General features: G+C 65.1%; 20 protein-coding genes. 13 read left to right on the top strand and 7 right to left on the bottom strand.

The annotated features are described in order from the left end of the window. Positions 1 to 61: 61 nt before the first annotated feature. A complete protein-coding gene (locus HNO80_RS02625; RefSeq protein WP_175321279.1) occupies positions 62 to 1,825 on the top strand; it encodes an alpha/beta fold hydrolase in 1,764 nt (587 codons plus the stop codon). 348 nt (positions 1,826 to 2,173) lie between these two features. On the opposite strand, the gene HNO80_RS02630 is transcribed toward HNO80_RS02625, so the two are convergent. Further along, positions 2,174 to 2,455 carry a metallothionein gene (locus HNO80_RS02630; RefSeq protein ID WP_175321280.1) on the bottom strand — a complete coding sequence of 94 codons (282 nt, stop codon included), beginning with the start codon at positions 2,453 to 2,455 and terminating at the stop codon, positions 2,174 to 2,176. Between the two features lie 323 nt (positions 2,456 to 2,778). On the opposite strand from HNO80_RS02630, the gene HNO80_RS18040 reads away from it, so the two are divergent. Further along, positions 2,779 to 3,258, top strand: a complete 480-nt coding sequence (locus HNO80_RS18040; protein ID WP_349627175.1) for a response regulator transcription factor — start codon at positions 2,779 to 2,781, stop codon at positions 3,256 to 3,258. 444 nt (positions 3,259 to 3,702) lie between these two features. Further along, positions 3,703 to 5,025 (top strand): nicotinate phosphoribosyltransferase, encoded by a 1,323-nt coding sequence (locus HNO80_RS02640; protein ID WP_175321282.1) that lies wholly within the window; start codon positions 3,703 to 3,705, stop codon positions 5,023 to 5,025. A 514-nt stretch (positions 5,026 to 5,539) separates the two neighbouring features. Here HNO80_RS02640 and HNO80_RS02645 read toward each other — a convergent pair. Both HNO80_RS02645 and HNO80_RS02650 read right to left on the bottom strand, forming a co-directional pair. After that, positions 5,540 to 5,896 carry a hypothetical protein gene (locus HNO80_RS02645; protein ID WP_175321283.1) on the bottom strand — a complete coding sequence of 119 codons (357 nt, stop codon included), beginning with the start codon at positions 5,894 to 5,896 and terminating at the stop codon, positions 5,540 to 5,542. Between the two features lie 2 nt (positions 5,897 to 5,898). Then, the gene (locus tag HNO80_RS02650; RefSeq protein ID WP_175321284.1) at positions 5,899 to 6,369 is read right to left on the bottom strand and encodes an Hsp20/alpha crystallin family protein; all 471 of its coding nucleotides are present in this window, start codon (positions 6,367 to 6,369) and stop codon (positions 5,899 to 5,901) included. Positions 6,370 to 7,025: 656 nt separating this feature from the next. Between HNO80_RS02650 and HNO80_RS02655 the strand changes: the two genes are divergently transcribed. Further along, a complete protein-coding gene (locus HNO80_RS02655; protein WP_175321285.1) occupies positions 7,026 to 7,289 on the top strand; it encodes a hypothetical protein in 264 nt (87 codons plus the stop codon). A 73-nt stretch (positions 7,290 to 7,362) separates the two neighbouring features. Further along, complete coding sequence (locus HNO80_RS02660; protein ID WP_175321286.1) at positions 7,363 to 7,926, top strand: dihydrofolate reductase family protein; 564 nt, start codon at positions 7,363 to 7,365, stop codon at positions 7,924 to 7,926. A 43-nt stretch (positions 7,927 to 7,969) separates the two neighbouring features. Here the strand turns inward: HNO80_RS02660 and HNO80_RS02665 are convergent, their stop codons facing one another. From HNO80_RS02665 to HNO80_RS02675, 3 genes are read right to left on the bottom strand one after another with little or no spacing between them, the layout of a single operon-like run. Further along, a complete protein-coding gene (locus HNO80_RS02665; protein WP_175321287.1) occupies positions 7,970 to 8,737 on the bottom strand; it encodes an SCO1664 family protein in 768 nt (255 codons plus the stop codon). Continuing rightward, positions 8,737 to 9,291: a DUF3090 domain-containing protein gene (locus HNO80_RS02670; RefSeq protein WP_175321288.1), complete on the bottom strand. Its 555-nt coding sequence runs from the start codon at positions 9,289 to 9,291 to the stop codon at positions 8,737 to 8,739. Before HNO80_RS02670 ends, HNO80_RS02665 begins: the two co-directional genes overlap by 1 nt. Before the next feature lie 24 nt (positions 9,292 to 9,315). Next, complete coding sequence (locus tag HNO80_RS02675; RefSeq protein ID WP_175321289.1) at positions 9,316 to 10,008, bottom strand: histidine phosphatase family protein; 693 nt, start codon at positions 10,006 to 10,008, stop codon at positions 9,316 to 9,318. A 233-nt stretch (positions 10,009 to 10,241) separates the two neighbouring features. Here HNO80_RS02675 and HNO80_RS02680 point away from each other — a divergent pair, with 233 nt between their 5' ends. The 6 genes from HNO80_RS02680 to HNO80_RS02705 all read left to right on the top strand — a co-directional run bounded on the left by HNO80_RS02680 (position 10,242) and on the right by HNO80_RS02705 (position 17,316). Next, positions 10,242 to 10,901 carry a Type 1 glutamine amidotransferase-like domain-containing protein gene (locus tag HNO80_RS02680; RefSeq protein ID WP_175321290.1) on the top strand — a complete coding sequence of 220 codons (660 nt, stop codon included), beginning with the start codon at positions 10,242 to 10,244 and terminating at the stop codon, positions 10,899 to 10,901. 93 nt (positions 10,902 to 10,994) lie between these two features. Next, complete coding sequence (locus HNO80_RS02685) at positions 10,995 to 11,699, top strand: class I SAM-dependent methyltransferase (protein WP_175321291.1); 705 nt, start codon at positions 10,995 to 10,997, stop codon at positions 11,697 to 11,699. A gap of 23 nt (positions 11,700 to 11,722) precedes the next feature. Continuing rightward, complete coding sequence (locus HNO80_RS02690) at positions 11,723 to 12,307, top strand: hypothetical protein (protein WP_175321292.1); 585 nt, start codon at positions 11,723 to 11,725, stop codon at positions 12,305 to 12,307. 402 nt (positions 12,308 to 12,709) lie between these two features. After that, a complete protein-coding gene (locus tag HNO80_RS02695; RefSeq protein ID WP_175321293.1) occupies positions 12,710 to 14,491 on the top strand; it encodes an ABC transporter family substrate-binding protein in 1,782 nt (593 codons plus the stop codon). A gap of 180 nt (positions 14,492 to 14,671) precedes the next feature. Beyond that, a complete protein-coding gene (locus tag HNO80_RS02700) occupies positions 14,672 to 16,213 on the top strand; it encodes an ABC transporter permease (protein ID WP_175321294.1) in 1,542 nt (513 codons plus the stop codon). After that, the gene (locus HNO80_RS02705) at positions 16,210 to 17,316 is read left to right on the top strand and encodes an ABC transporter permease (protein ID WP_502707798.1); all 1,107 of its coding nucleotides are present in this window, start codon (positions 16,210 to 16,212) and stop codon (positions 17,314 to 17,316) included. Before HNO80_RS02700 ends, HNO80_RS02705 begins: the two co-directional genes overlap by 4 nt. Positions 17,317 to 17,349: 33 nt before the next feature. On the opposite strand, the gene HNO80_RS02710 is transcribed toward HNO80_RS02705, so the two are convergent. After that, positions 17,350 to 17,976, bottom strand: coding sequence for a PH domain-containing protein (locus HNO80_RS02710; RefSeq protein ID WP_175321295.1), 627 nt, complete (start codon positions 17,974 to 17,976; stop codon positions 17,350 to 17,352). Positions 17,977 to 18,055: 79 nt separating this feature from the next. Between HNO80_RS02710 and HNO80_RS02715 the strand changes: the two genes are divergently transcribed. Both HNO80_RS02715 and HNO80_RS02720 read left to right on the top strand, forming a co-directional pair. Next, positions 18,056 to 19,882 carry an ABC transporter ATP-binding protein gene (locus HNO80_RS02715; RefSeq protein WP_175321296.1) on the top strand — a complete coding sequence of 609 codons (1,827 nt, stop codon included), beginning with the start codon at positions 18,056 to 18,058 and terminating at the stop codon, positions 19,880 to 19,882. A 278-nt stretch (positions 19,883 to 20,160) separates the two neighbouring features. Then, positions 20,161 to 21,801 carry a peptide ABC transporter substrate-binding protein gene (locus HNO80_RS02720; protein WP_175321297.1) on the top strand — a complete coding sequence of 547 codons (1,641 nt, stop codon included), beginning with the start codon at positions 20,161 to 20,163 and terminating at the stop codon, positions 21,799 to 21,801. Positions 21,802 to 21,814: the final 13 nt, after the last annotated feature.

Below are 21,814 nucleotides of genomic sequence, written 5' to 3' on the forward strand. Positions count from 1 at the left end.
TGCGGCGCCCGGAAGCATCGGCGTAGTGTCCGGGCTATGAGGCCATCCGGCGGGAGGATCCATGGACGGATATGCCGAGTTGCGGGCGTTCCGGGCCACGCACCCCTTCCGTTCGCTGACGGTGGACGGCGTCGAGTGGAAGTACATCGCGGGACCGGAACCACCGCCTGCCCCCGCGGAAACTGAAAAGCCTGCACTCATCGTTCTGGGCGGCGGCTTTTCGTTTGGCGACTCCGCGTTCCGCACGGTCAGCGCTTTCGAGCCCCGTTTCCGGGTGCTGGCCCCCTCCTATCCGGCCGTGCGGACCATGGCCGAACTCTTGGCCGGCATCGCAGCCATTCTCGACGCCGAGGGCATCCGGTCCGCGAGCATTCTCGGCCATTCCCTCGGCGCCGGCGTCGCGCATGCTTTTGCCCGCCGGTATCCGCACCGCGTGGACAAGCTCACCCTTTCCGGATTCGGCCTCTATACCCGGGCCCACACGCGTTTGGTCACCGCGTTTGTGGTCCTCTTCTCGATCCTGCCGAAGGCCGCCCTCGCGGCCTTCTACCGCCCCCGGATCAGGCGCCTTCTGGCTGCGGCGGAAGAAGATGAGCGTGCATTTCTCAGCGCCTACAGTGAGGACCTCTTCGCAGCCCACAGCAAGGCGTCGGCCCTGGCGCGCTTGGCCGTACTCCTGGATCTGGCGGCGCATCCGGACCGTTATGCTGCCACGTCAGCCTTCGAGCGGCCGGATGACGTGCTGATCATCGCCGCTTCCGATGACCGCGGCTTCACATCCCGCGAACGCGAAGCCTTGCTGGCCGCCTACCCCGGCGCCCGCGTGCACCTTTTCGGGAAGGGCGGGCACTGGGCGGCTGCCACCCACCCGGCGGAGTACGACGACGTCGTCCGCCGCTTCCTCGAAAGCGGCCGCCAAGGCGCGAGGAGCAAAAGTCCTGCATTCCCATTGCGCCGCACCGAGTCCCAAGGCAGCGGGGTAATGCGGGCGCATGCCGGGGATCTGGCGGCCAAACTCGCCGCTTTCCGCGCCGGCCATCCGTACCGCGAGCTCGATGTGGGCGGCGTGCGCTGGCGGTACCTCACCTGCGGCTCGGGGGAGAACGTTGTGCTTCTGCCCTCCGGAGGGACGAGGGTGCCTGATCTGTACCTATTGCTGATTGAAGCGCTGGAATTGGACTTCCGGGTGATCGCCCCGGCGTATCCCGCCGGCGCCGGCATCATCGGGCTGGCGGACGGCCTGGCTGCGATCCTCGATGCGGAGGGCGTGCGCCGGTCGAATGTGCTGGGCTCCTCGTTCGGCGGTTTCGTGGCTCAGGTATTCGTGCGGCGGTTTCCCGAACGCGTGCGGCGACTGGTGCTGGCCAACACCGGTGGCCCGGCCGCGGCCCCGCTGCCTGTGCTGCCGCTCATCATCCGCTTCCTTACTGTCCTTCCGGAAAGTGCCGTGCGTTTCTTGACGGGGTGGAACTGGCGCCGCTGGTTTGTTCAGGACTCACAGGACACAGAAGAGTTCCGGAAGACGCTGCTGTCGGACATCCTGGCACGACTGGGAAAAGAGGATCTGCTGTCCGGACTCCGGGAAATGAACGAATTCGCGCATCTGCCGCCCCTGCCTGCACCTGGGCCCACCGCCGCGCCGGTACCGGTCCTGCTCATCGAATCGGAACTTGACGAAGCGTTTTCACCACAGGCGCGAGCTGCCCTCCGGGCCCTGTACCCCGCGGGGGAGGTCCGTATTTTCGCGGGCGCGGGCCACGGGGTGATGGCAACGCGGACCGCTGAATACGTCGAGGTGGTGCGCGAATTCCTTCGCAGACCCTGACAAGTTCGTGGCCGCGGGGAGATCTGGCTCTTGCGCCACCGGCAAACTAGGCGTAACACTGTTAATACGTTCTTCGAAAGAAGGACGGGAACGAACAACAGGGGAACCCTTGAACGCACGGTGGATCTGATCCGCCGTGGTCTGCCGGTGACGAGGCAGGAAGCGCCAGGATTCCCGCAAGTTCGGGAGATGATGTTCGTCATAACGGAATCAAAACAGTCGAAGCCCCTTCAGCATTGCTGGTGGGGCTTCCCCTATGACGGCCAGGCGACTCGGTCTTGTCCGCCCTTGCGGCGTGCGTCTCCGCTTAGGGGAACTCGCTCCCCGGCGGTTGCGAAATGGGTGAAGCTATTCGGTGGACGATGCTTTTTGTGCCTGAACGGCGAGGCCGGAAGCTTCCGCCTTGGCGGGCTTGTGCGGGTTTCCTGCTTCCTTGGCGCAGTGGATACAGCAGTACACGCCCGATTCGCTCTCGACCGGATGTCCGATAATCCGGCAGCCGCAGTGTTCACACGCCGGCGCCATCATGTGTATGGCGCATTCAAAGCTGTCGAAAGTTCCAGTCTGGTTGCCCATTGAGATGGTGAAGGTTCTTCCGTCGGTGCTGCCGCAAACATCGCATGCTCCCATGATCCGTCTCCTCTTTCGCGCATGGTCTAGGTCCAGTTGATCGCTTGTATGGACTTCCTGGATAGGGGCTAAGGTCCTTGCACGACGCAACGCCCCCGCGCCCAACCCTGTACGGGTTCAACGTGCGGGTTCATTGGCTTCTGGGCCGGGGGAGCGCGCTCAAGCTGGCGGCCGCCGATACCGGTCCGGCTCCGAGGTAAGTGATTGAATCGGCCGGATTGGTCGTGCAGGATGACAGCGGCGAGCAGTTGAGGTTAATCCGTCGGGTACTGGCCGGACAGACCGCTTACAGCGGACGGTTCCGGAGAGGACGTGTTGGTCAGGTGTCAGGGGGGCATGAGTGTCCGGACGAGAGACTCCTGAGCCTGTCGAACCGGGAAGCCTCCGTCGCCCTCGGTCTGGCCAGAGGTTTGAGCAACCGCCAGATCAGCCGGGAGATGTTTCTTGCGGAGAAGACTGTGAAGAATATGGTCTCGTCAATACTGGACAAGCTCGGCATGGCGCGCAGGACTGAGGTTGCTGTGCTGGTCACCGGGGCGCTGAACCGTCCCGAGGTATCCGGCGGCGCCGGATACCGGTCCTGCCGGTCCCCCGACCTGGTCGCTGAAGTCACCGCCGGCCTGGCAAACTGCACCAGCGAGGACCTCACCGGGCCACGGACGGACGCCGGGCTTGCCGCCGCCGCGGCCCGGCTGGCCAACGCTCTTGACGCGACCCGGATGGAGTCGAGGGGGCACGGCTCGACGCTGAATCGGCACAGCGGATCGAAACCCGGATCCGGAGGGTTGTTGCCAGCCCGTTAGGCGGAATTTGTGCGCCCCGGCATGGAAGCGCCCCAATGTTATTTGGGGGGAAACATCGGGGCGCTAGGTGCTAATCATATTTTCCTTCATTTTGCAAGTCAAATCATGATGGCTGGGGGTGGTGCTCCGGTGCGGCCCGCATTTTTTTGGGGGCGGGCCGCATCGGTTGTCGCCCCCCGCACGTGTCCCCGGGAGTTCGTGGTCCGGGGGAGGGTTCCACGCTCCCGGGCCCCGTAGCGGGCGCGGGGCATTGGTGCGGGGAGTTTGTCAGCGGCGAGGAGGTCATAGGCCCCTTACCGATGCGTTGCGGCGGGGGTAAGTCTGGAGAGACCACGGCGGGCTTCCCAATCTTGAGGCGGTTGAAGCCGGGGCAGGTGGCCCGGGCACGGAGTTGAGCGGTCCGGGCGGCCTCCCCTTCCGGACCGCCCCGCCCTAGAGTGAATCATGGACACTTCGGCCGGACCGGACGGACCCCGGACCTCACTGTTTACTGATCACTATGAGCTGACCATGTTCCAGGCGGCACTCCACTCCGGGGCCGCACACCGCCGGTCCGTCTTCCAGGCCTTTGCCCGGGGGCTCCCGGCCGGGCGCCGTTACGGGATCGTGGCCGGCACTGGCCGGCTCCTTGAAGGCATCGCGGACTTCCGCTTCAACCAGGACGACCTCGATTTCCTGGCCGGCACCGGGGTGGTTAACCAGGACACGCTGGAACAGCTGTCCTCCTTTCGGTTCTCCGGTGACATTTGGGGCTACCCGGAGGGCGAGGCCTACTTTCCGCACTCCCCAGTTTTGATCGTGGAATCGACCTTCGCCGAGGCCTGCGTCCTGGAGACCTACGTCCTGTCGGTGCTGAACCACGACAGCGCCATCGCCTCGGCCGCGTCCCGGATGACCAGTGCCGCTGGCGGCAGGCCTTGCATTGAGATGGGTTCGCGCCGCACGCATGAGGAAGCGGCTGCGGCGGCGGCACGCGCGGCCGTGATCGCGGGCTTTTCCGGCACGTCCAACCTGGCAGCCGGCCGGCGCTATGGCCTCCGGACCGTCGGCACCGCGGCCCACTCCTTCACGCTGGTCCACGACTCCGAGCGTGACGCCTTCGAGGCGCAACTTGCCTCGCTGGGGGCAGGCACCACACTGCTCGTGGACACATACGACGTCGAAGCGGCTGTCCGCACCGCCGTCGACCTCGCCGGAGACAAGCTCGGGGCCATCCGACTGGACTCTGGAGACCTCGTGGCCCAGGCACGCTGGGTCCGCGAACTTCTGGACAGCCTTGGCAATGTGCACACCAAGATCGTGGTGACCTCGGACCTGGACGAGTTCTCCGTAGCTGCGCTCCGGGCAGCGCCGGCCGATTCCTACGGGATCGGCACGTCGCTGGTGACAGGTTCCGGGGCGCCCACCGCCGGCATGGTCTACAAGCTGGTGAGCCGGGCCGACGACTCCGGCCGCCTCGTTGCCGTAGCGAAGACCTCGAAGGACAAGATCAACGTGGGCGGCCGCAAGTTCGCGGTGCGCCGCCTGGACGACCGCGGCACGGCCACCCATGAGGTCCTCGGCGTGGAGCATCCGCCAGCGGACGGAAAGAACGGCCGACCGCTCCTGCAGCAGTTCATGATGGACGGCGAACTCCTGCCCGGCTGGACCGGGCCGGACGCGGTGAGGCGGGCGCGGGAGCGGCACACGGCCTCCATGGCGGAGCTGCCCCGGGTCGTAGACCGGCTGCAGTCCGGCGAACCGGCCATCCCGACCATCTACGAGTGAAGCCCTCGACGTACCGCACGGGATGGCGGAACACTATTTCCCGGAGGCTGATATCAGTGCGCCCGTCCAGCTCATCCACGGCGTTGTTTCCGCAAGCGCCACCCTGGGTGATGGGGCCTGTGCCGGCTCGTAGGCCGAGGCACGGATCTCCCGGCGAGTGCGGTTCATCCAGCTGGGCGCGGGGGCCAGCTTCGACGACGTCGGCCGTGCCGCTGATCATGACAGCCGCCGCCATCAAGCCCGGCACCGAAGGCCACCACCGCATCCGTATCTCACACAAGGAAGGCGCGCCGCCGTTCGGGGCCCGCGGTGACCGCGCGGTGCTCCTTGCTGAGCCCGCCGGCGGCCCGCGGGGCCTCGAACAATTAACGCGGCAAAGAAGGGCAACCGGGCGGCCGAATCTTCGTCAGCCGCGAACCCCGGACGCTGCTGCAGGCGGCCTGTGCAGGTCTGATTCGGGTGCCATCGACTGTTCCGGCCCCGGTCTATGAGTCGGGTGACGGCCGGTTCCAGCTCAGTCCCGGTAGTGGCTTGCGTCGTGCCCGCTGTCGGGGGGCAGGCGCGTGGGCCTGGGTTGCACGGCTTCGTAGAGCCGTTCGGTTCCGTGTTCGGCGAAGGCGCTGTGGGCCCGGGTGCGGATGAACTGCATATCGTCCTCGTTGAGCCAGGCCTGGCCGTGCGCGTCCTGGGGGACGACCTGTTCGCTTTCCCGGCACATGGCGGCAGTGACTGTTCGGGGCACAACCACGGAGCCGGTGTGGTCCATGAGCCACTGCCGGGTGCCGGGATCCAACAGCGTCCACAGGGATTTCATGTCCACACCGGCCCCAATCTCGTCGCCGGCGGAACCGGCCGGTTCCGGGGTGTTCATCGCTATCCGCGGGTGATGGGAAGTTTTTTGGGCGCTTCGGTGCCGGTTGCTGGTTCCGGCAGAGGGGTCCTGACTTCCAAAACACCATCCGTGTAGGAGGCCTTGATGTCTTCCTCTTTGACGCCTTCGGGAAGCATCACGCTGCGGCTGAAGGACCCATAGCGGAATTCGGACCGATAGCTGCCCTTATCCTGGTGTTCTTCTTTCTCCTGACGTTCGGCGCGGATGTTCAGGTACCCGTCCGAGATGGTAATTTCAACGTCCTTGTCCGGATCGACGCCCGGCATCTCGGCGCGCACCACCAAGGTCTTGCCGTCGACGAATTCCTCGACGCGGATCGGGGCCGACCCCTCCGTGGTTTCAAAGACTCGGTCCAGGGAGTCCATGACCTCCCAAGGGGACCTCAACATCGTGCGAAACGGCGACGCCCACCGGGTTGTCGCGAACGGTGACCACTTGAGCAGATCAGACATGACGGTATCTCCAAACTCGGGGCAGGGGAGGGCCCGAATGGGGCCCTGGTGTCTTCCCAGTTGATACCCGCACCGGTAGCGGTGACAGGGCACAAAGTCCCTCCGGCGGGAAACCCGGCCGGCCGGTTGCGCACGAGAAGAGAGCAATGAACGGTTCGGGATCTTTCGTCCCAGACGATGGCGGCCGACCGCCGCCATGCTGGGAAGGACTGTTCCGGAAGAACCCTGCGAAGACGAGGCGCACGACCGACTCCCGGACCCGCGCGGATTTCGGTCCGGGCCGCCCGGTGACCGCCAGGTCCAGGCAACGACGCAACACAACAGACCAAGGGCAAGGATGCCCGAGAGGACTGAGGTGGAGTTCCGCTGCAATGTCTAGTGCCTGCCTCCCTGAAACCTTTTGCGATGGCCGCTAAGAACACTTGTTCTTGGCGGCCATGCGCTTTTGCGACCGGTTGCCACGTCAAAATGATGCCGCCCGCATTTCGCCGCACAAGGAATGAATCGTCGAGTGCCCGAACGATGTGTGAGCCCAGCCCCACGGGGCAACACTCAGCTATGTCGCGGCCGCCATTACCGGCGTAGGCTTCGGCTGTGCCGGCTCTGTCCGTGGGATCCGTCCGCCCGGCCGGCAATCGCCCACAAAGGAGTCCGCCATGACTGTTCTGGTCCAAAACCTTGTGCCCGGCCTGACCCGGGAACAGTACGACGGCATCGCTGCCGCCCTCAGGGACAAGCTCAAGGCCACCCCTGGATTCAACGCCCATTATGCCTATGAGAGCGAAGGCGGAATGACTGTTGTGGAAATTTGGGAGGAGGCCGCGCAGCACGATGCCTGGTTCGACAACAACGTCAGGCCAAACCTGCCGGTGGAAATTACCCCGGAGAAGCACGAACTGACGAACAAGATGACCGCCTAGCGCGCCGGACCGATCACTCTTCCCCTCCGTACTGGTCTGTACAACGAATACGGACTCACGGGAGACTGACGCCATGCGCAGACTAACCTTCGGCATGAACCTGAGCCTGGACGGCTACATCGCAGCGCCCGGCGGAGACCTCGGCTGGAGCGTACCGAGCGACGAGCTGTTCCAATGGTGGTCCGATCGGGTGGGGGCGACCGGGCTGGCGCTGTACGGGCGCAAACTGTGGGAGACGATGAGCTCCCACTGGCCGACTGCCGACCAGCAGCCTGGCGCCACACCGGCGCAGATCGAGTTCGCCCGCCGCTGGCGGGACATGCCAAAGGTGGTGTTCTCCTCGACGACCAGCACGGTCGACGGCAACACCCGACTGGTCACCGGCGACGCGGTCACCGAGATCACCCGGCTCAAGGCCGACGACGGCGCCTCCATGGACATCAGCGGTGCCACGCTCGCCGCGGCGGCCATGCGGGCCGGGCTGATCGACGAGTACGCGATGGTCACCCATCCGGTGCTGGTGGGCGGCGGCACGCCGTTCTTCACAGCCCTGGACAACTGGGTGAACCTGAGCTTGGTGGAGACCCGGACGTTTCCCGGCGGTGTGGTCCTTACCCGTTACGAGACCCGCCGCTGAGTGCCCCAGGACACGGCGGAACGCGAACCTTGGCGGCTATCGCTTAGAACAGCGGCCAGGGCACGGCCGACATCTCACCGCGCGGAGCCGGAAACCGCCCTGCCAAGCGCAACCGGGCGCAGCGGGCGGCGAGCGCTGCGATCTCTTCGGCGCTGAGCAGGTCCGCCAGGTTTCGGCCCAGCCCGCCGTCCAGTCCCTCGCTGACACGATCTATGCCCTCGCGTTCCTCGGCGGACAGAGCGTCTCCCAGCCATCCCCACAGCACCGTGCGCAGCTTGTGGTCCCGGTGAAAGGTGAGCCCATGGTCCACGCCGTGCCGGTGCCCGTCCGGCATGGCAAGAATGTGGTTGCCCTTGCGATCGGCGTTGTTGACGACGACGTCGAACACCGCCATGCGTCTGAGCGCTGGCGAGTCTTCATGAACGAGGGCGACCATCCGTCCGTTCTCATCTCGTCCCTCGAGGACGTGTTTCCAGCCGGTCTCCGGCACGCGGTCCGTCTCAACCAGGTCCACGGCGCTCTGGGCGTGGTCTTGCTCCTGCCAGAGCTGCACCATTCCTTCGCCCATCGGACCATCGCGCAGCCATGTATGTGGAACGACGTCCCAGCCGAAGGCCTGCGAGACCAGGTAGGCGGCCACCTCCCGGTGAGCCAGGGTGCCGTGTGGAAAATCCCACAGCGGACTTTCGCCGGCTATCGGTTTATAGACGACCATCACGTCGCCGATGCTGCCCAGAAATGTAGCGTTTGAAGCCGTCGTGATGCGGCCGGTGAGCGTCAGCTCGGCGGTCACGAGGTCGGGCGCTGGCATCAGACCTCGGGAAGGGTGCAGATGTGCCCGTCGGCGTCTATGGGGTAACCGCAGAGCGGGCACGTCGGACGCCCGGCACCCACGATCTCGCGGGTGCGCTTGGCGAATGCGCGGGCGGTGCCGACCGGCATTCGCACCAGCAGCATTTCGGGCTCGCTGGCGCCGTCCTCATCAAGCAATTCGCCGTTGTCATCAGCATCTACCTCGGTGACGGGGTAGGCCTCTATTACGACCTGGGCCGTGGTTGGGTCCCAGCCCAAGCTCATGGCGCCGGTGCGAAACTGCTCCTGAACGGCCTCGAGCTGGTCATTGTCGACAAGTTCAATGGGAGTACCCGTGGGAACGCTGAAGGGGTTGCCCTCGACGGTGATGAGCTGGTCGAGAATTTCGTCGACCTTCTCTGCGAGCAGAGCCGCCTGCTGCTTCTCCATGGCAACACTCACGATCTGCCTCCCTGCGCGCACCTGCAGGTAGAACGTGCGCGCCCCCGGAACGCCAATGGTGCCAACGACGACCCGATCAGGCCAGGCAAACTCGTGAACACGTGTAGGCATGTCAGTATTTTAGGCACATGAGGTTCATGGCGCCCGTTGCCCTGCACCGCCGCCCACCGGCGCATCGCCAGAGTCGATGCCGTTCGACAGCCATGACAGATCACCCGCGTCGGTGTTAGTCGCGTAGACGCTCGGCCGACTAGCGCCGTAGCGCACGATCGATACGGAGGCGGGGCCCACGTTAATTCGCTGGAACAGGTCAAGGTGCATGCCGAACGCGTCGGCGAGGATTGACTTGATGATGTCACCGTGACTCACCGCCACCCACACGGCCCCCGGCCCGTACTCGGCTTCAAAGGCTGCATCGTGGCGTCGAATCGCTGCCACCGACCGGGCCTGCATCGCGGCCATGGATTCACCGCCGGGAAAGACGACGGCGGACGGTTGCGACTGCACAACCGGCCACAAATCCTCGGTCGCGAGATCACTGAGCGTGCGGCCCTGCCATTGGCCGTAATCGCACTCGGTGAGATCGAGATCGACCGGCGCGTACGGCGAGCCCGCCTGGCGATCGAGGATGAGCTGGGCGGTCTGCTGACAACGCTCAAGGGGGCTCGACACCACCCCGACCAAGGGCACGGCCGCGAGCCGGTCTCCGGTCAGAGCCGCCTGGTCCCGCCCGGTCTGGTCCAGGCTGACGCCGGTGGCCCGGCCGGCCAGCAGTCCAGTGGCATTGGCTGTGGTGCGGCCGTGCCGCACGAGAATAACTGTCGCCATCCTCCCAGCCTAGCCACCCGCTCGACGGCGGGGTGAACCGTACCGGGTCGCGCGTCGAACCAACGTGAGGTCTGCATCCATGCCGAACTGTGGACAAATTTTGACTCGGTGTGTACGTATTGAAGGGCCGAGCACCAGACGGGCGTGCTTACCGGGTCTGTCGGTGAGTTCCAGCCCGGGCCCGCGGCTTCGGGCACATTCACCATCCACGCGCGAAACTTTGGGGGCACGTTTTGAAACTCTTGCTTACCTCAGGCGGCGTGACGAACCCGAGCATCCACTCGGCGCTCGTGCAGCTTCTCGACAAGCCGATCGCCCAGTGCCGCGCCCTGGTCGTCCCGACAGCGCAGTGGGGTCACCCGATGTGCGGACCGGCATCGGTGCGGGGCCTACTGGCCGCCGAGCCAGACTCCCGTCACTTGTCCGGCCTGGGCTGGGCGTCCCTCGGCGTTCTCGAGCTCACCGCGCTGCCCACCATCGGCGCGGATCGGTGGGTCCCTTGGCTTCGGGAGGCCGACGTGCTCTTGGTCGACGGCGGCGACGCGACGTACCTGTCCCATTGGATGCGGGAGTCCGGGCTGGCCGAGCTGCTGCCGTCACTTGCCGACACGGTGTGGGTGGGAGTGAGTGCCGGAAGCATGGTGATGACGCCCCGGATCGGGGAATACTTCGTCGAGTGGCCGTCCGCTCCGGATGATCGGACGCTGGGGGTGGTGGATTTTTCGATCTTTCCGCACCTGGACGCTTTCCCGGGCAACACCCTGGCCCACGCAGAGCGGTGGGCCGCCGACATTGACGTTCCTGCCTACGCCATCGACGAACAGACAGCTATCAAGGTCGTCGACGGCTCCGTCGAGGTGGTTTCCGAAGGTCAATGGAAAAAATTCGGGTGATAGGTCCCAGCATTTGTGACGTCGCGTGGTGTGGGGTTGTTAGGATCGGGGCGACCGACTTGACCATGAGCGTCAACCCGAGAGCGGGGATCCGTGAAAGCCGACCACTACGACAGTTTCGCCGAGAGCTACTCGGCGGAGAACGAGTCCAGCCTCCTCAACGCCTACTACGAGCGGCCGGCAATGATCGGCCTTGCCGGTGAGGTGACCGGCCGCCGGATCCTGGACGCCGGGTGCGGCTCCGGGCCCCTGTCCGCGGCGCTGAGCGCCAAGGGCGCGATCATGACCGGCTTCGATTCCAGTCCTGCGATGCTCGAATTGGCACGACAGCGGCTCGGCGCAACCGCGGACCTGCACGTGGCCGACCTCAGCAAGCCGCTCTCTTTCGCCGATGACTCCTTCGACGATGTGGTCTCGTCCTTGGTCCTGCATTACCTTGAGGACTGGTCAGCACCACTTGCCGAACTACGGCGCGTGCTGAAGCCGGGCGGTCGCTTGATCCTGTCGGTCAACCACCCCACGGTCAGCGTGGTCACCCAGCCAACCGAGGACTACTTCGCCATCCGGCAGTATTCGGAGGATTACGAGTTCGACGGCGAGCCTGCGGTCCTGACCTTCTGGCACCGGCCCCTTCACGCGATGATCAATGCCTTCATCTCGGCCGGATACCGCGTAGCCGCCGTGAGCGAACCCGGGCCAGCTCCGGAAACACCGCACGACCTCCTTCCGCCGCGCATCCTCAATGGCGAGAAGACAGCGTTCCTGTCCTTCATCTTCTTCGTCCTCGAAGCCGACTGAGTGTAGAGGTGGGATGTGGGCCCATGAGCCGACGCGAGGGCTGGGGCGCGGCGCTCCTGGCGGCGGCAGCGCTGGCCGGGTGGGGCGGAAGTGCAGTGTCGGAAGCCGCCAGGGTTGCCGCCGGTTCGCATCTCGTCCTTTTTGTCGCTGTGCCGGCCGAATGTATTGGCGCGTGGCTCCTGGCTACGGCTCTAATAGCGGTCGTTGCCGCGGCGATCCTTCTGGTGCCGCCGCTAATCAGAAGGATCCGCCGTCGCAAGCTGAGGCTTGCAGCCGCGTGGACCGCTGGTCTGGCCGCGGCCGCTGCGTTGCCCTACCTTGCACTCCTTTTGCTCTTCGCCTTCCTCACGGCTGTCGTGTCTGCTGACTATGTGAGGCTTGAAGCCGCTGACGGCCAGTCGGTGCTCATCACCCAGGACCAGTTCGACGGCGAGGCAGTCGACATCTACGTGCGGCACGACGACACCCACTACCGGTGGAGCCGCAGCGCGCCCGAGCTCGCCGGCTGGCCGCGGGTAAAGGATCAGAACTGCAGGCTAGACCCGGTCGGCGGGGGGCTTCAACTGGCCTGTAACTCCGGCACCCTGGCAATCGGCCAGAACCAATAGCGGCGGAGCAGCGGAACGTACAAGGCGATCGGGCGGTCGCGCTGCAAACGAAGACGTGGCGTGGTGCCGCTTCGCTGATTGGGCCCCTTTGCGGCCAGTAATGGCCGATTAACTCGTAAAGCCTGGATTCGCAAGGTTCCGGGCCTTTTTGCAGCCATCAGCTTTTATCTTGGGGTTCCGCATCCGTCAATGAATTTCGACAAAATTTACTTAACGGTGCCGCCAATTGTTGCAGCTCGATAACGAACTATATCCGCGGTCAACTTTCATGCCGTTCTGCCCTGTCGTGGGTTTACGCTTCATCCCATGTGAGACGCGCCACACTGCCGCTGGGGGAGTGTGGACGTCTGTCTGGTGCCTACGGCGCCGGTCTCATCCACACCACAGAAACAAGGAGGCGGAATGCGATTCGGTCGTATTTCCAAAGCAGTGGGGGTCGCGGCAGCAGCAGCACTCGCACTGAGCGCTTGCGCAGGCAACAGCGGCGGGACAACCCCGTCGTCTGCCGCGGCAGCAGCCAAGACAGGCGGATCGGCAACGGTTGTAGAGGTGAACGCGTTCAATACGTTCAACCCCAATACCGCTGAAGGCAACACTGATATCAACTCCAAGATCAGCTACGCCACCCACTCCGGGTTCTTCTACGTCGATAACAAGCTGAACGTTGTACGCAACGAAAAGTTCGGCAAGATGGAAAAGGTCTCAGACAACCCGCTCACCGTGAAGTACACCATCAACGACGGCGTTAAGTGGTCTGACGGTACTCCCGTCACGGCAGCCGACCTGGTGCTCCAGTGGGCAGCATTCTCCGGCTATTACAACGACGCTGACGCGGACGGCAAGAAGGGCACTTCGTACTTCGACTACGCAGGCGATCCGACCGGCCTGGCGCTGACCGATTTCCCGGAACTCGGCGACGACAACCGCTCTATGACCCTCAAGTACTCCAAGCCATTCGCTGACTGGGAAATCGCCCTCGGCGGCCCCGGCATCGACATCCCGGCCCACGTTCTCGCGAAGAAGGCCGGCCTGGCCGACGCCAAGGCCTTCGTTGACCTGGTCAAGGGCATGCCGCGCGGTGACGCCAAGAACCCCAAGCCCGCGAACAAGCAGCTCAAGGCCATGGCCGACATGTGGAACACCGGCTTCGACACCAAGACGCTGCCGGCCGATCCGAGCCTCTACCTCTCTAACGGCCCCTTCGTCGTCAAGGCCGTCAACCAGGACCAGTCCCTGACCATGGTAAGGAACAAGGACTACAACTGGGGCCCGGAGCCCAAGCTGGATGAAATCACCGTCCGCTACATTGGCGAAGCCCCGGCCCAGGTCCAGGCGCTGAAGAACGGCGAGGCCGACATCATCGCCCCGCAGGCTTCCGCCGACACGGTGGAGCAGCTCAAGGCCCTCGAAAGCCAGGGCGTCACGGTGGAGGTGGGCCACCAGCTCGCCTACGACCACCTCGACCTGAACTACAGCGGCCCGTTCGCCGACAAGAATGTCCGCGAAGCCTTCATGAAGACGGTTCCGCGCAAGGACATCGTGGACAAGATCGTCAAGAAGCTGGATGACAAGTCCGCTCCGCTGGATTCCCAGCTCTTCGTCCCGGACCAGGCCAAGTACGCCGACTCCGTCAAGGACAACGGCTCCTCCGCCTACCAGGATGTTGACATCGAAGGTGCGAAGAAGCTGCTGAACGGCGCCACGCCGACAGTGCGCATCATGTACAACAAGGACAACCCCAACCGGGTGGACTCCTTCTCCCTGATCCGCGAGTCCGCCGCCAAGGCAGGCTTCAAGGTCGTCGACGGCGGCCTCGGCAAGTCGGACTGGGGCTCGGCCCTCGGCAACGGCAGCTACGATGCCACCATCTTTGGCTGGAGCAACTCGGGTGTCGGCGTCTCCGGCGTCCCGCAGATCTTCAAGTCCGGAAACGGCTCGAACTTCAACAAGTTCACCGATCCCGACGCCGACAAGCTGATGGACGAACTGATCGTCACCACCGACAAGGCCAAGCAGGATGACCTGGTCCAGCAGATCGACAAGAAGATCTGGGCTTCCAGCTACGGCCTGCCGCTGTTCCAGTCCGTCGGCGTGGACGCATACAGCGACCGCGTCACCGGCGTGAAGTACATGCCGAACCAGACCGGTGTCTGGTGGAACTTCTGGGAGTGGGCGCAGAAGTAGCCCGCAACCTCAAGTGACACTTGCTAGCTAAAGGCGTCGGGACCACGGCTTTACGGTCCCGACGCCTTTCTAGCGACCCCGGCGATGAACTGGCGCGGCCGCATCGCCCGGGGGCATCCGGCCTAACTCTGAGACCGGTCCGGGCGATCCCTGGGCCCGAATACCGAGGTTCTATTCCCCATGGTGACCTACATAGTCCGGCGGCTCATGACTGCCGCCCTCATTCTTCTCGGCGCATCCTTTCTGGTGTATCTCCTGACAGCGGCGTCAGGTGACCCCCTCGAGGAATACCGCGCCATCAGCGCGGCCAACAAGCAGCAACTGATGGACGCCCGCACCGAGCTCCTGCAGCTGGACGTCCCGCCGCCGCTGCGCTACTTCAAGTGGCTCGGCGGCGCCGCCCAGTGCCTCGTGCCCTTTGCCAACTCCTGTGACCTGGGCAAGAACATCGTGGGCCAGCCCGTCACCGACGCCCTGGGCCACGCCCTCATCCAGACCCTGACCTTGGTCACCGGCGCCACGGTGCTGGCCATCCTGGTCGGCATCACCCTGGGCATCATCACCGCACTGCGCCAGTACAGCGCGCTGGATTACGGCGTGACCTTCATGGCGTTCCTGTTCTTCTCCCTCCCGATCTTCTGGGTTGCCGTGCTGCTCAAGGAATTCGGCGCCATCGGCTTCAACAACTTCCTGAGGAACCCCGAGATCCCGATGCCGACCGCCATCGGCATCGGCATCGCCTTCGGTGCGCTGATCGCGGTGGCGATAGGTGGCGAACTGAAGCGCAGGGTGCTTTCCGGCGGCGTCGTCTTCCTCTTCGTCACGGCCATCCTGATCTACTTCTCCGCCACCGAATGGTTCAAGGCCCCGGGCCTGGGCCCGGTGCTGATCGCCATTGCCGGCGTCGGCATCGCCTTCGCCGTCACCCTGCTCACCGCCGGCCTGAAAAACCGCAAGGCCCTGCAATCCGCACTGATCGCCGTCGGCGTCGGCGTGGTCCTGTACTTCCTGGTCCAGCCGCTGCTGGACCAGGCCACCTTCGTCATGATCGTGCTGCTGGCCATCGCCGCCGTCCTGGTCGGCCTGGGCATCGGCTACCTGGTCGGCGGCTACGACCGGGGGCAGTCGATGCGCGCGGCCGCCATCACCTCGTTCCTGGTGGGGTTCATGATCCTGCTGGACCGCTTCATGCAGGCGTGGCCCACGTACTTCAACAACAGCCGAGTGCGTGGCCGCCCGATCGCGACCATCGGGGCGACCACCCCTAACATCGAAGGCGACTTCTGGGTCCTGGGCCTGGACTCCTTCACCCACCTGATCCTGCCGACGATGGCGCTGATCCTGATCTCCCTCGCCAGCTACACCCGGTTCACCCGGGCCTCGATGCTGGAGATCATGAACATGGACTACATCCGGACCGCCCGGGCCAAGGGCCTGTCGGAACGGACCGTGGTGATGCGCCACGCCTTCCGCAACGCGCTGATCCCGATCGCCACCATCGTGGCCTTCGACATTGGCGGCCTGATCGGCGGCGCCGTCATCACCGAATCGGTCTTCTCCGTCCGTGGCATGGGCTTCCTCTTCCTGGACGGCATCTCGCACGTTGACCCCAACCCGGTCATGGGTGTCTTCCTGTGTGTAGCCATCACTGCCATGGTGTTCAACCTCATCGCGGACCTCGCCTACTCCGCACTTGATCCGCGCGTAAGGGTAAAAGCATGAGCCAGCCAAGCCAGCAAGACGAAATCATGGCCGAAGAGGCCGCATTGCAGCCCACGCCGGCGGCCGGCATCGAGCCCGTCCTCGAAGCGAAGGGCCTGAGCCAGGGCCAGATTGTCCGCAAGCGCTTCCTCGGCCACTCCGGTGCCATCATCGGCCTGGTGGTTTTTGCGCTCATCTTCATCGTCGCCTTCACCTCGGTCGGGTACTGGGGCATCCCCGGCTGGTGGAAGTACAACCACGAGCAGGTCTCGCCGCTGGTCAACGACGGCGCGCCGACCTCCTCGCTGTGGCCGCTGGCCTGGGGCGAGCACCCGTTCGGCCAGGACCGGATCGGCCGCGACCTGTTCGCCATGACCATGCGCGGGGCGCAGCAGTCCATCACGGTCATGTTCGTCATCGGCATCATCGCGGGGCTGATCGGCGTCGTCGTCGGGGCGGTCTCGGGCTACTTCCGCGGCTGGGCCGAAGCAATCCTGATGCGGCTGACCGACGTGATCATCATCGTTCCGGCATTGCTGCTCGCCGCCGTCATGGCGCAGATGGCCGGCCGGCGGGACTCGGGAAGCTGGTTCTCCGCCTTCGCCAGCACCAACGGCGTATTGGCCTTGGGCATCTTCCTTGGCCTGATCAGCTGGGTGAGCCTGGCCCGCCTGATGCGCGGCGAATTCTTGACCCTGCGCGAGCGTGAATTCGTCGACGCGGCCCGGATCTCCGGCGCCAGCAACGCGCGGATCATTTTCAAGCACATCCTGCCCAACGCCGTCGGCGTGCTGATCGTGAACGTCACGCTGACCATGTCCGCCGCGATCCTCACCGAGACGGCGCTGAGCTTCCTCGGCGTCGGCGTCAAGGCTCCGGATACCTCCCTGGGCCTGCTCATCTCGCAGAACCAGCAGGCATTCGCCACCCGGCCCTGGCTGTTCTGGTTCCCCGGCCTGTTCATCGTGCTGATCTGCCTGAGCATCAACTTCATCGGCGACGGGCTGCGCGACGCGTTCGACCCGCGGCAGAAGAAGTTCAACGCCAAGAAGGCGCAGGAAACGGGCAGCCGGGTTCCGGCGGCCGCTCCGGTCACCGCATTTGATGGACCCAAGGACCACTAGATGCGCTGCAGCCACGCCGCCGGCGGCGGCCAGCTACCGGGCGGCAACCGCCCAGTAGCTGGCCGCCAGCAGCAGCACGACGCCGCCGATTGCCGCCCAGCGCGGCGTGACGGTCACGGCCGTGTCGGCGTCGCCTGCGGCGAGGGCGCCGCTTTCCACCAGCTCCCGCCAGCGTGTGCGCACCAGGCGGGCGGCCTGGCCGGAGTCAGTGGACTTGAGGTCGCCCGGCCGCACCGACTTCCCCGGGCCGTAGCTGGTGTCCGGCAGGCCCTGCAGGTCCTCGGGGCGGGCATTGCGCCCACCCCAGATGCCGGGGGCCGGCGCTGCCCAGGCGGCGTAGCTCTTCTCTGCCGTCACCAGCGTCAGGGCGTAGCGGGTGTCCACGTGCACCAGGGCCGCCCATGGCACCAGGACCGAGCGGAACGGGTTCTCCAGGGTGACGCCGCCGTCGTGCACCACGACGGCGGGCATCCAGAAAAACTGCCAGCCCAGCAGCGCGATCAGCAGCAGCGGCGCGGTGGTGGGGAGTGCCGCGGGTCCGGCCGAGGCGACTGTTACCACCAGGCCGACGACCGCCACGGTCCAGGCCAGCCAGGCGAACCATTTGTTCGTCCTGGCCTTGAAGATTTCAACGTTTCCGGCAGCGGGCACAGTGCTCATGCCCCCCATAATTCAGTATTCCGAGTCACAGCACTAATCACCGGTGCGACGGCGGCTCGGGTGGAAGGAAAAACCCATCATGACTGACTTCATCACCCTGGATCCGGTCCCGGCTCCCGCGCCCGGCAAAGGTGACACCGTCCTGGAGGTCCGCGACCTCAGCGTCGACTTCGGCGTGGATAAGAAGTGGGTTCCCGCGGCGATCGGCCTGAACTACGAGGTGCGCGCCGGTGAGGTCCTCGCGATCGTGGGGGAGTCCGGTTCCGGCAAGAGCGCCAGCTCGATGGCACTGCTGGGACTGCTCCCGACCAACAGCCGGGTCAGCGGCAGCGTGAAGCTTGGCGGCAAGGAACTGCTCGGCGGGAACGAGGCCAACATCCGCGCGGTCCGCGGCAAGGATGTCGCAGTCATCTTCCAGGAGCCCATGACGGCCCTGAACCCGGTGTACACCGTGGGCGCGCAGATCGTGGAGACCATCCGGCTGCACAATGAGGTCTCGCCGGACCAGGCAAAAGAGCGTGCCCTGCGGATGCTCGACCTCGTGGAACTGCCGGACCCGGAAAAGGCCTTCAAATCCTACCCGCACCAGCTCTCCGGCGGGCAGCGCCAGCGCGCCATGATCGCTCAGTCGCTCTCCTGCGACCCGAAGCTGCTGATCGCGGACGAGCCCACCACGGCCCTTGACGTGACGGTCCAGGCGGAAATCCTGGACCTCATGCGCAACCTGCGCAACAAACTGGACAGCGCGATCGTGCTGATCACCCACGACATGGGCGTCGTGGCTGACCTCGCGGACCGGATCGCCGTCATGCGCCGGGGACTGATCGTGGAGACGGGCACCGCCGGGGAGATCTTCCACAACCCGCAGCACGAGTACACCAAGGCCCTGCTCGCGGCCGTCCCGCACCTGGGACAGGGCGGTGCGGCGAGCGACGACGACGTCGACGTGACGGCCGCCCTCGCGGCCGCGACGCACGCCGACCTTGAGGCGGTTCCGCGTTCGGAGCTGCTCCGCCGCGAGCGCGAAAACGCCGCCGCGCTGGCCGCCGCCGACACGGTGAAGCCGCAGGGCGAGCCGGTGCTGGAACTCACCGACGTCGCCATCGAGTACCCCAAGCAGGGGCGCGTGCCGGCCTTCCGCGCCGTCGAGGGCGCCAACCTCGCGATCTACCCCGGCCAGGTAGTCGGCCTGGTGGGGGAGTCCGGATCCGGCAAGACGACGATTGGCCGCGCCGCCGTCGGCCTGCTGCCCGTGGCGGCGGGCACCATGAAGGTCGTGGGGCAGGACATCTCCGCCGCCAAGAGGAACGGCCGCCAGTTGCACGAGATGCGCCGGCACGTCGGCATGGTCTTCCAGGACCCGTCGTCGTCGCTGAACCCGCGGCTGCCGATCGGTGAAAGCATCGGCGAACCGATGTTCCTCGCCGGCGTTGCCAAGGGCGCGGCGCTCCAGTCCCGGATCGAAGAGCTGCTGGACCAGGTGGAACTGCCGCGCGACTACCGCAACCGCTATCCGCACGAACTCTCCGGCGGCCAGAAGCAGCGCGTGGGCATCGCCCGGGCGCTGTCGCTGAAGCCGAAGCTGATGGTGGCGGACGAACCCACCTCGGCCCTTGACGTGTCCGTCCAGGCCAAGGTGCTCGAGCTCTTCCAGAACCTGCAGAAGGAACTTGGCTTCGCCTGCCTGTTCGTCACCCACGACCTGGCCGTCGTTGACGTCCTGGCCGACCGGATCTGCGTGATGCAGCGCGGCCGGATCGTCGAACAGGGCACCCGGGACCAGATCCTCCGGAACCCGCAGGAGCCCTACACCCAGCGGCTCCTGGCCGCCGTTCCGCTGCCGGACCCGGAGAAGCAGCGCGAGCGGAGGGAGCTGCGCGCCCAGCTGCTCTCGGGCGCCAGCTAAGGGGTTCCGCGGGAGAGTTTCGGTTAACGGGCCGTAACCGGGCGCCGCCGGGAGCGAATGGTACCAGCCAGTAATGTGTGACTTGAAATACGTTGCGATTGACGCTAGCCGTCACGACGTTGTCGAGTCACGGTTTGGCAACGGAGTTCCATCATTCGGACTTTTTGCGGTTAGGCTACTTCCATATGTAGGCCACGTCACAGGATATTTCTGTGCCCGGGCCTGCCGGGAAGCACAAGTCTCTCCCGCACGAACTCCCACAACTCTTAGGAGGCGGAATGCGTTTTTCGCGCACTTCCAAAGCACTGGGCATGGTGGCTATCGCCGCTTTGGCCCTGACCGGTTGCGGCGGCGGCGGTTCTAACACCGCCGGCGGCAGCACCGGTGGCGACGCCAGCAAGGTCATCATCGCCGACGGCTCTGAGCCCCAGCGTCCGCTGATGCCGGCCGACACCAACGAAGTTGGCGGCGGCAAGGTCATCGACATGATCTTCGCCGGTCTGGTCAGCTACGACCCCAGCGGCAAGCCCGTGAACGAACTGGCCGAGTCCATCGAAGGCAAGGACGGCCAGCACTTCACCATCAAGATCAAGAAGGACCAGAAGTTCACGAACGGCGAGGCCATCACCGCCAAGTCGTTCGTTGATTCCTGGAACTTTGGTGCGGCTGCGAAGAACGCCCAGCTCAGCGGTGCATTCTTCGAAAGCATCAAGGGCTACGACGAGGCCAGCGCCGAAGGCTCCAAGGTCGAGACCATGTCCGGCCTGAAGGTGGTCGACGACCAGACCTTCACCGTTGAGCTGAAGCAGCCGGAATCTGACTGGCCGCTGCGCCTCGGCTACACCGCCTTCGTTCCGGTTCCCTCCGGCGCGCTGAAGGACCCGAAGGGCTTCGGCGAGAAGCCGGTCGGCAACGGCCCGTACAAGCTGGCCGACGGCGGCTGGCAGCACAACGTGCAGATCCAGCTCGTTCCGAACCCGGAATACAACGGTCCCCGCAAGGCCAAGAACGCCGGCGTGACGTTCAAGATCTTCCAGAACGACGACGCCGCGTACCAGGACCTGCTGTCCAACAACCTGGACATCCTGCAGACCATCCCCACGAGCGCCCTGAAGAACTTCAAGACCGACCTGGGTGACCGCACGATCAACAAGCCGTACGCCGGCAACCAGACCATCGCGATTCCGGAATACCTGCCGGAGTGGAGCGGTGAAGCCGGCAAGCTTCGCCGCCAGGCCATCTCCATGGCCATCAACCGCGAAGAAATCACCAAGGTCATCTTCAGCGGCGCACGCCAGCCCGCGAAGGACTTCACCGCCCCCGTCCTGGACGGCTACAGCGACTCGATCCCGGGTTCCGAGAACCTGAAGTTCGACGCCGAGAAGGCCAAGGCTGCTTGGGCCAAGGCTGACGCCATCCAGAAGTGGGACGCGAACAAGACCTTCACCATCGCCTACAACGCCGACAAGGGCGGCCACAAGGCATGGGTCGAGGCTGTTGTGAACCAGCTGAAGAACACTCTGGGCATCAAGGTCGAGGGCAAGCCCTACGCAACCTTCAAGGAAGCCCGCAACGACGCCACCGCAGGCACGCTGACCGGTGCTATCCGCGCCGGCTGGCAGGCCGACTACCCGTCGCTGTACAACTTCCTCGGCCCGATCTACAAGACCGGTGCAGGCTCCAACGACGCCCGCTACGCCAACCCGGCGTTCGACAAGGCCATCTCCGAAGGTCTTGCCGCTTCCTCCGTCAGCGAAGGCAACAAGGCCATGAACAAGGCCCAGGAAACCCTCCTGACCGACCTCCCGGCCATCCCCCTGTGGTACCAGGTTGCCCAGGGCGGCTGGAGCGACAAGGTCTCCAACGTTGACTACGGCTGGGACGGCGTTCCGCTGTACTACAACATAACTGGCAAGTAATAACTGAACAACG

Source organism: Arthrobacter sp. C9C5, from assembly GCF_013359735.1.
Lineage (GTDB): Bacteria > Actinomycetota > Actinomycetes > Actinomycetales > Micrococcaceae > Arthrobacter.

Bases quoted from the DNA above. Each gene is read 5' to 3' on its own strand.
- HNO80_RS02695 (WP_175321293.1), top strand. From the start codon at position 12,710: ATGCGATTCGGTCGTATTTCCAAAGCAGTGGGGGTCGCGGCAGCAGCA.
- HNO80_RS02650 (WP_175321284.1), bottom strand. From the start codon at position 6,369: ATGTCTGATCTGCTCAAGTGGTCACCGTTCGCGACAACCCGGTGGGCG.
- HNO80_RS02705 (WP_502707798.1), top strand. From the start codon at position 16,210: ATGAGCCAGCCAAGCCAGCAAGACGAAATCATGGCCGAAGAGGCCGCA.
- HNO80_RS02640 (WP_175321282.1), top strand. From the start codon at position 3,703: ATGGACACTTCGGCCGGACCGGACGGACCCCGGACCTCACTGTTTACT.
- HNO80_RS02625 (WP_175321279.1), top strand. From the start codon at position 62: ATGGACGGATATGCCGAGTTGCGGGCGTTCCGGGCCACGCACCCCTTC.
- HNO80_RS02670 (WP_175321288.1), bottom strand. From the start codon at position 9,291: ATGCCTACACGTGTTCACGAGTTTGCCTGGCCTGATCGGGTCGTCGTT.
- HNO80_RS02645 (WP_175321283.1), bottom strand. From the start codon at position 5,896: ATGAACACCCCGGAACCGGCCGGTTCCGCCGGCGACGAGATTGGGGCC.
- HNO80_RS02660 (WP_175321286.1), top strand. From the start codon at position 7,363: ATGCGCAGACTAACCTTCGGCATGAACCTGAGCCTGGACGGCTACATC.
- HNO80_RS02690 (WP_175321292.1), top strand. From the start codon at position 11,723: ATGAGCCGACGCGAGGGCTGGGGCGCGGCGCTCCTGGCGGCGGCAGCG.
- HNO80_RS02630 (WP_175321280.1), bottom strand. From the start codon at position 2,455: ATGGGAGCATGCGATGTTTGCGGCAGCACCGACGGAAGAACCTTCACC.
- HNO80_RS02720 (WP_175321297.1), top strand. From the start codon at position 20,161: ATGCGTTTTTCGCGCACTTCCAAAGCACTGGGCATGGTGGCTATCGCC.
- HNO80_RS02655 (WP_175321285.1), top strand. From the start codon at position 7,026: ATGACTGTTCTGGTCCAAAACCTTGTGCCCGGCCTGACCCGGGAACAG.
- HNO80_RS02700 (WP_175321294.1), top strand. From the start codon at position 14,672: ATGGTGACCTACATAGTCCGGCGGCTCATGACTGCCGCCCTCATTCTT.
- HNO80_RS02715 (WP_175321296.1), top strand. From the start codon at position 18,056: ATGACTGACTTCATCACCCTGGATCCGGTCCCGGCTCCCGCGCCCGGC.
- HNO80_RS02665 (WP_175321287.1), bottom strand. From the start codon at position 8,737: ATGCCAGCGCCCGACCTCGTGACCGCCGAGCTGACGCTCACCGGCCGC.
- HNO80_RS02710 (WP_175321295.1), bottom strand. From the start codon at position 17,976: ATGAGCACTGTGCCCGCTGCCGGAAACGTTGAAATCTTCAAGGCCAGG.
- HNO80_RS02675 (WP_175321289.1), bottom strand. From the start codon at position 10,008: ATGGCGACAGTTATTCTCGTGCGGCACGGCCGCACCACAGCCAATGCC.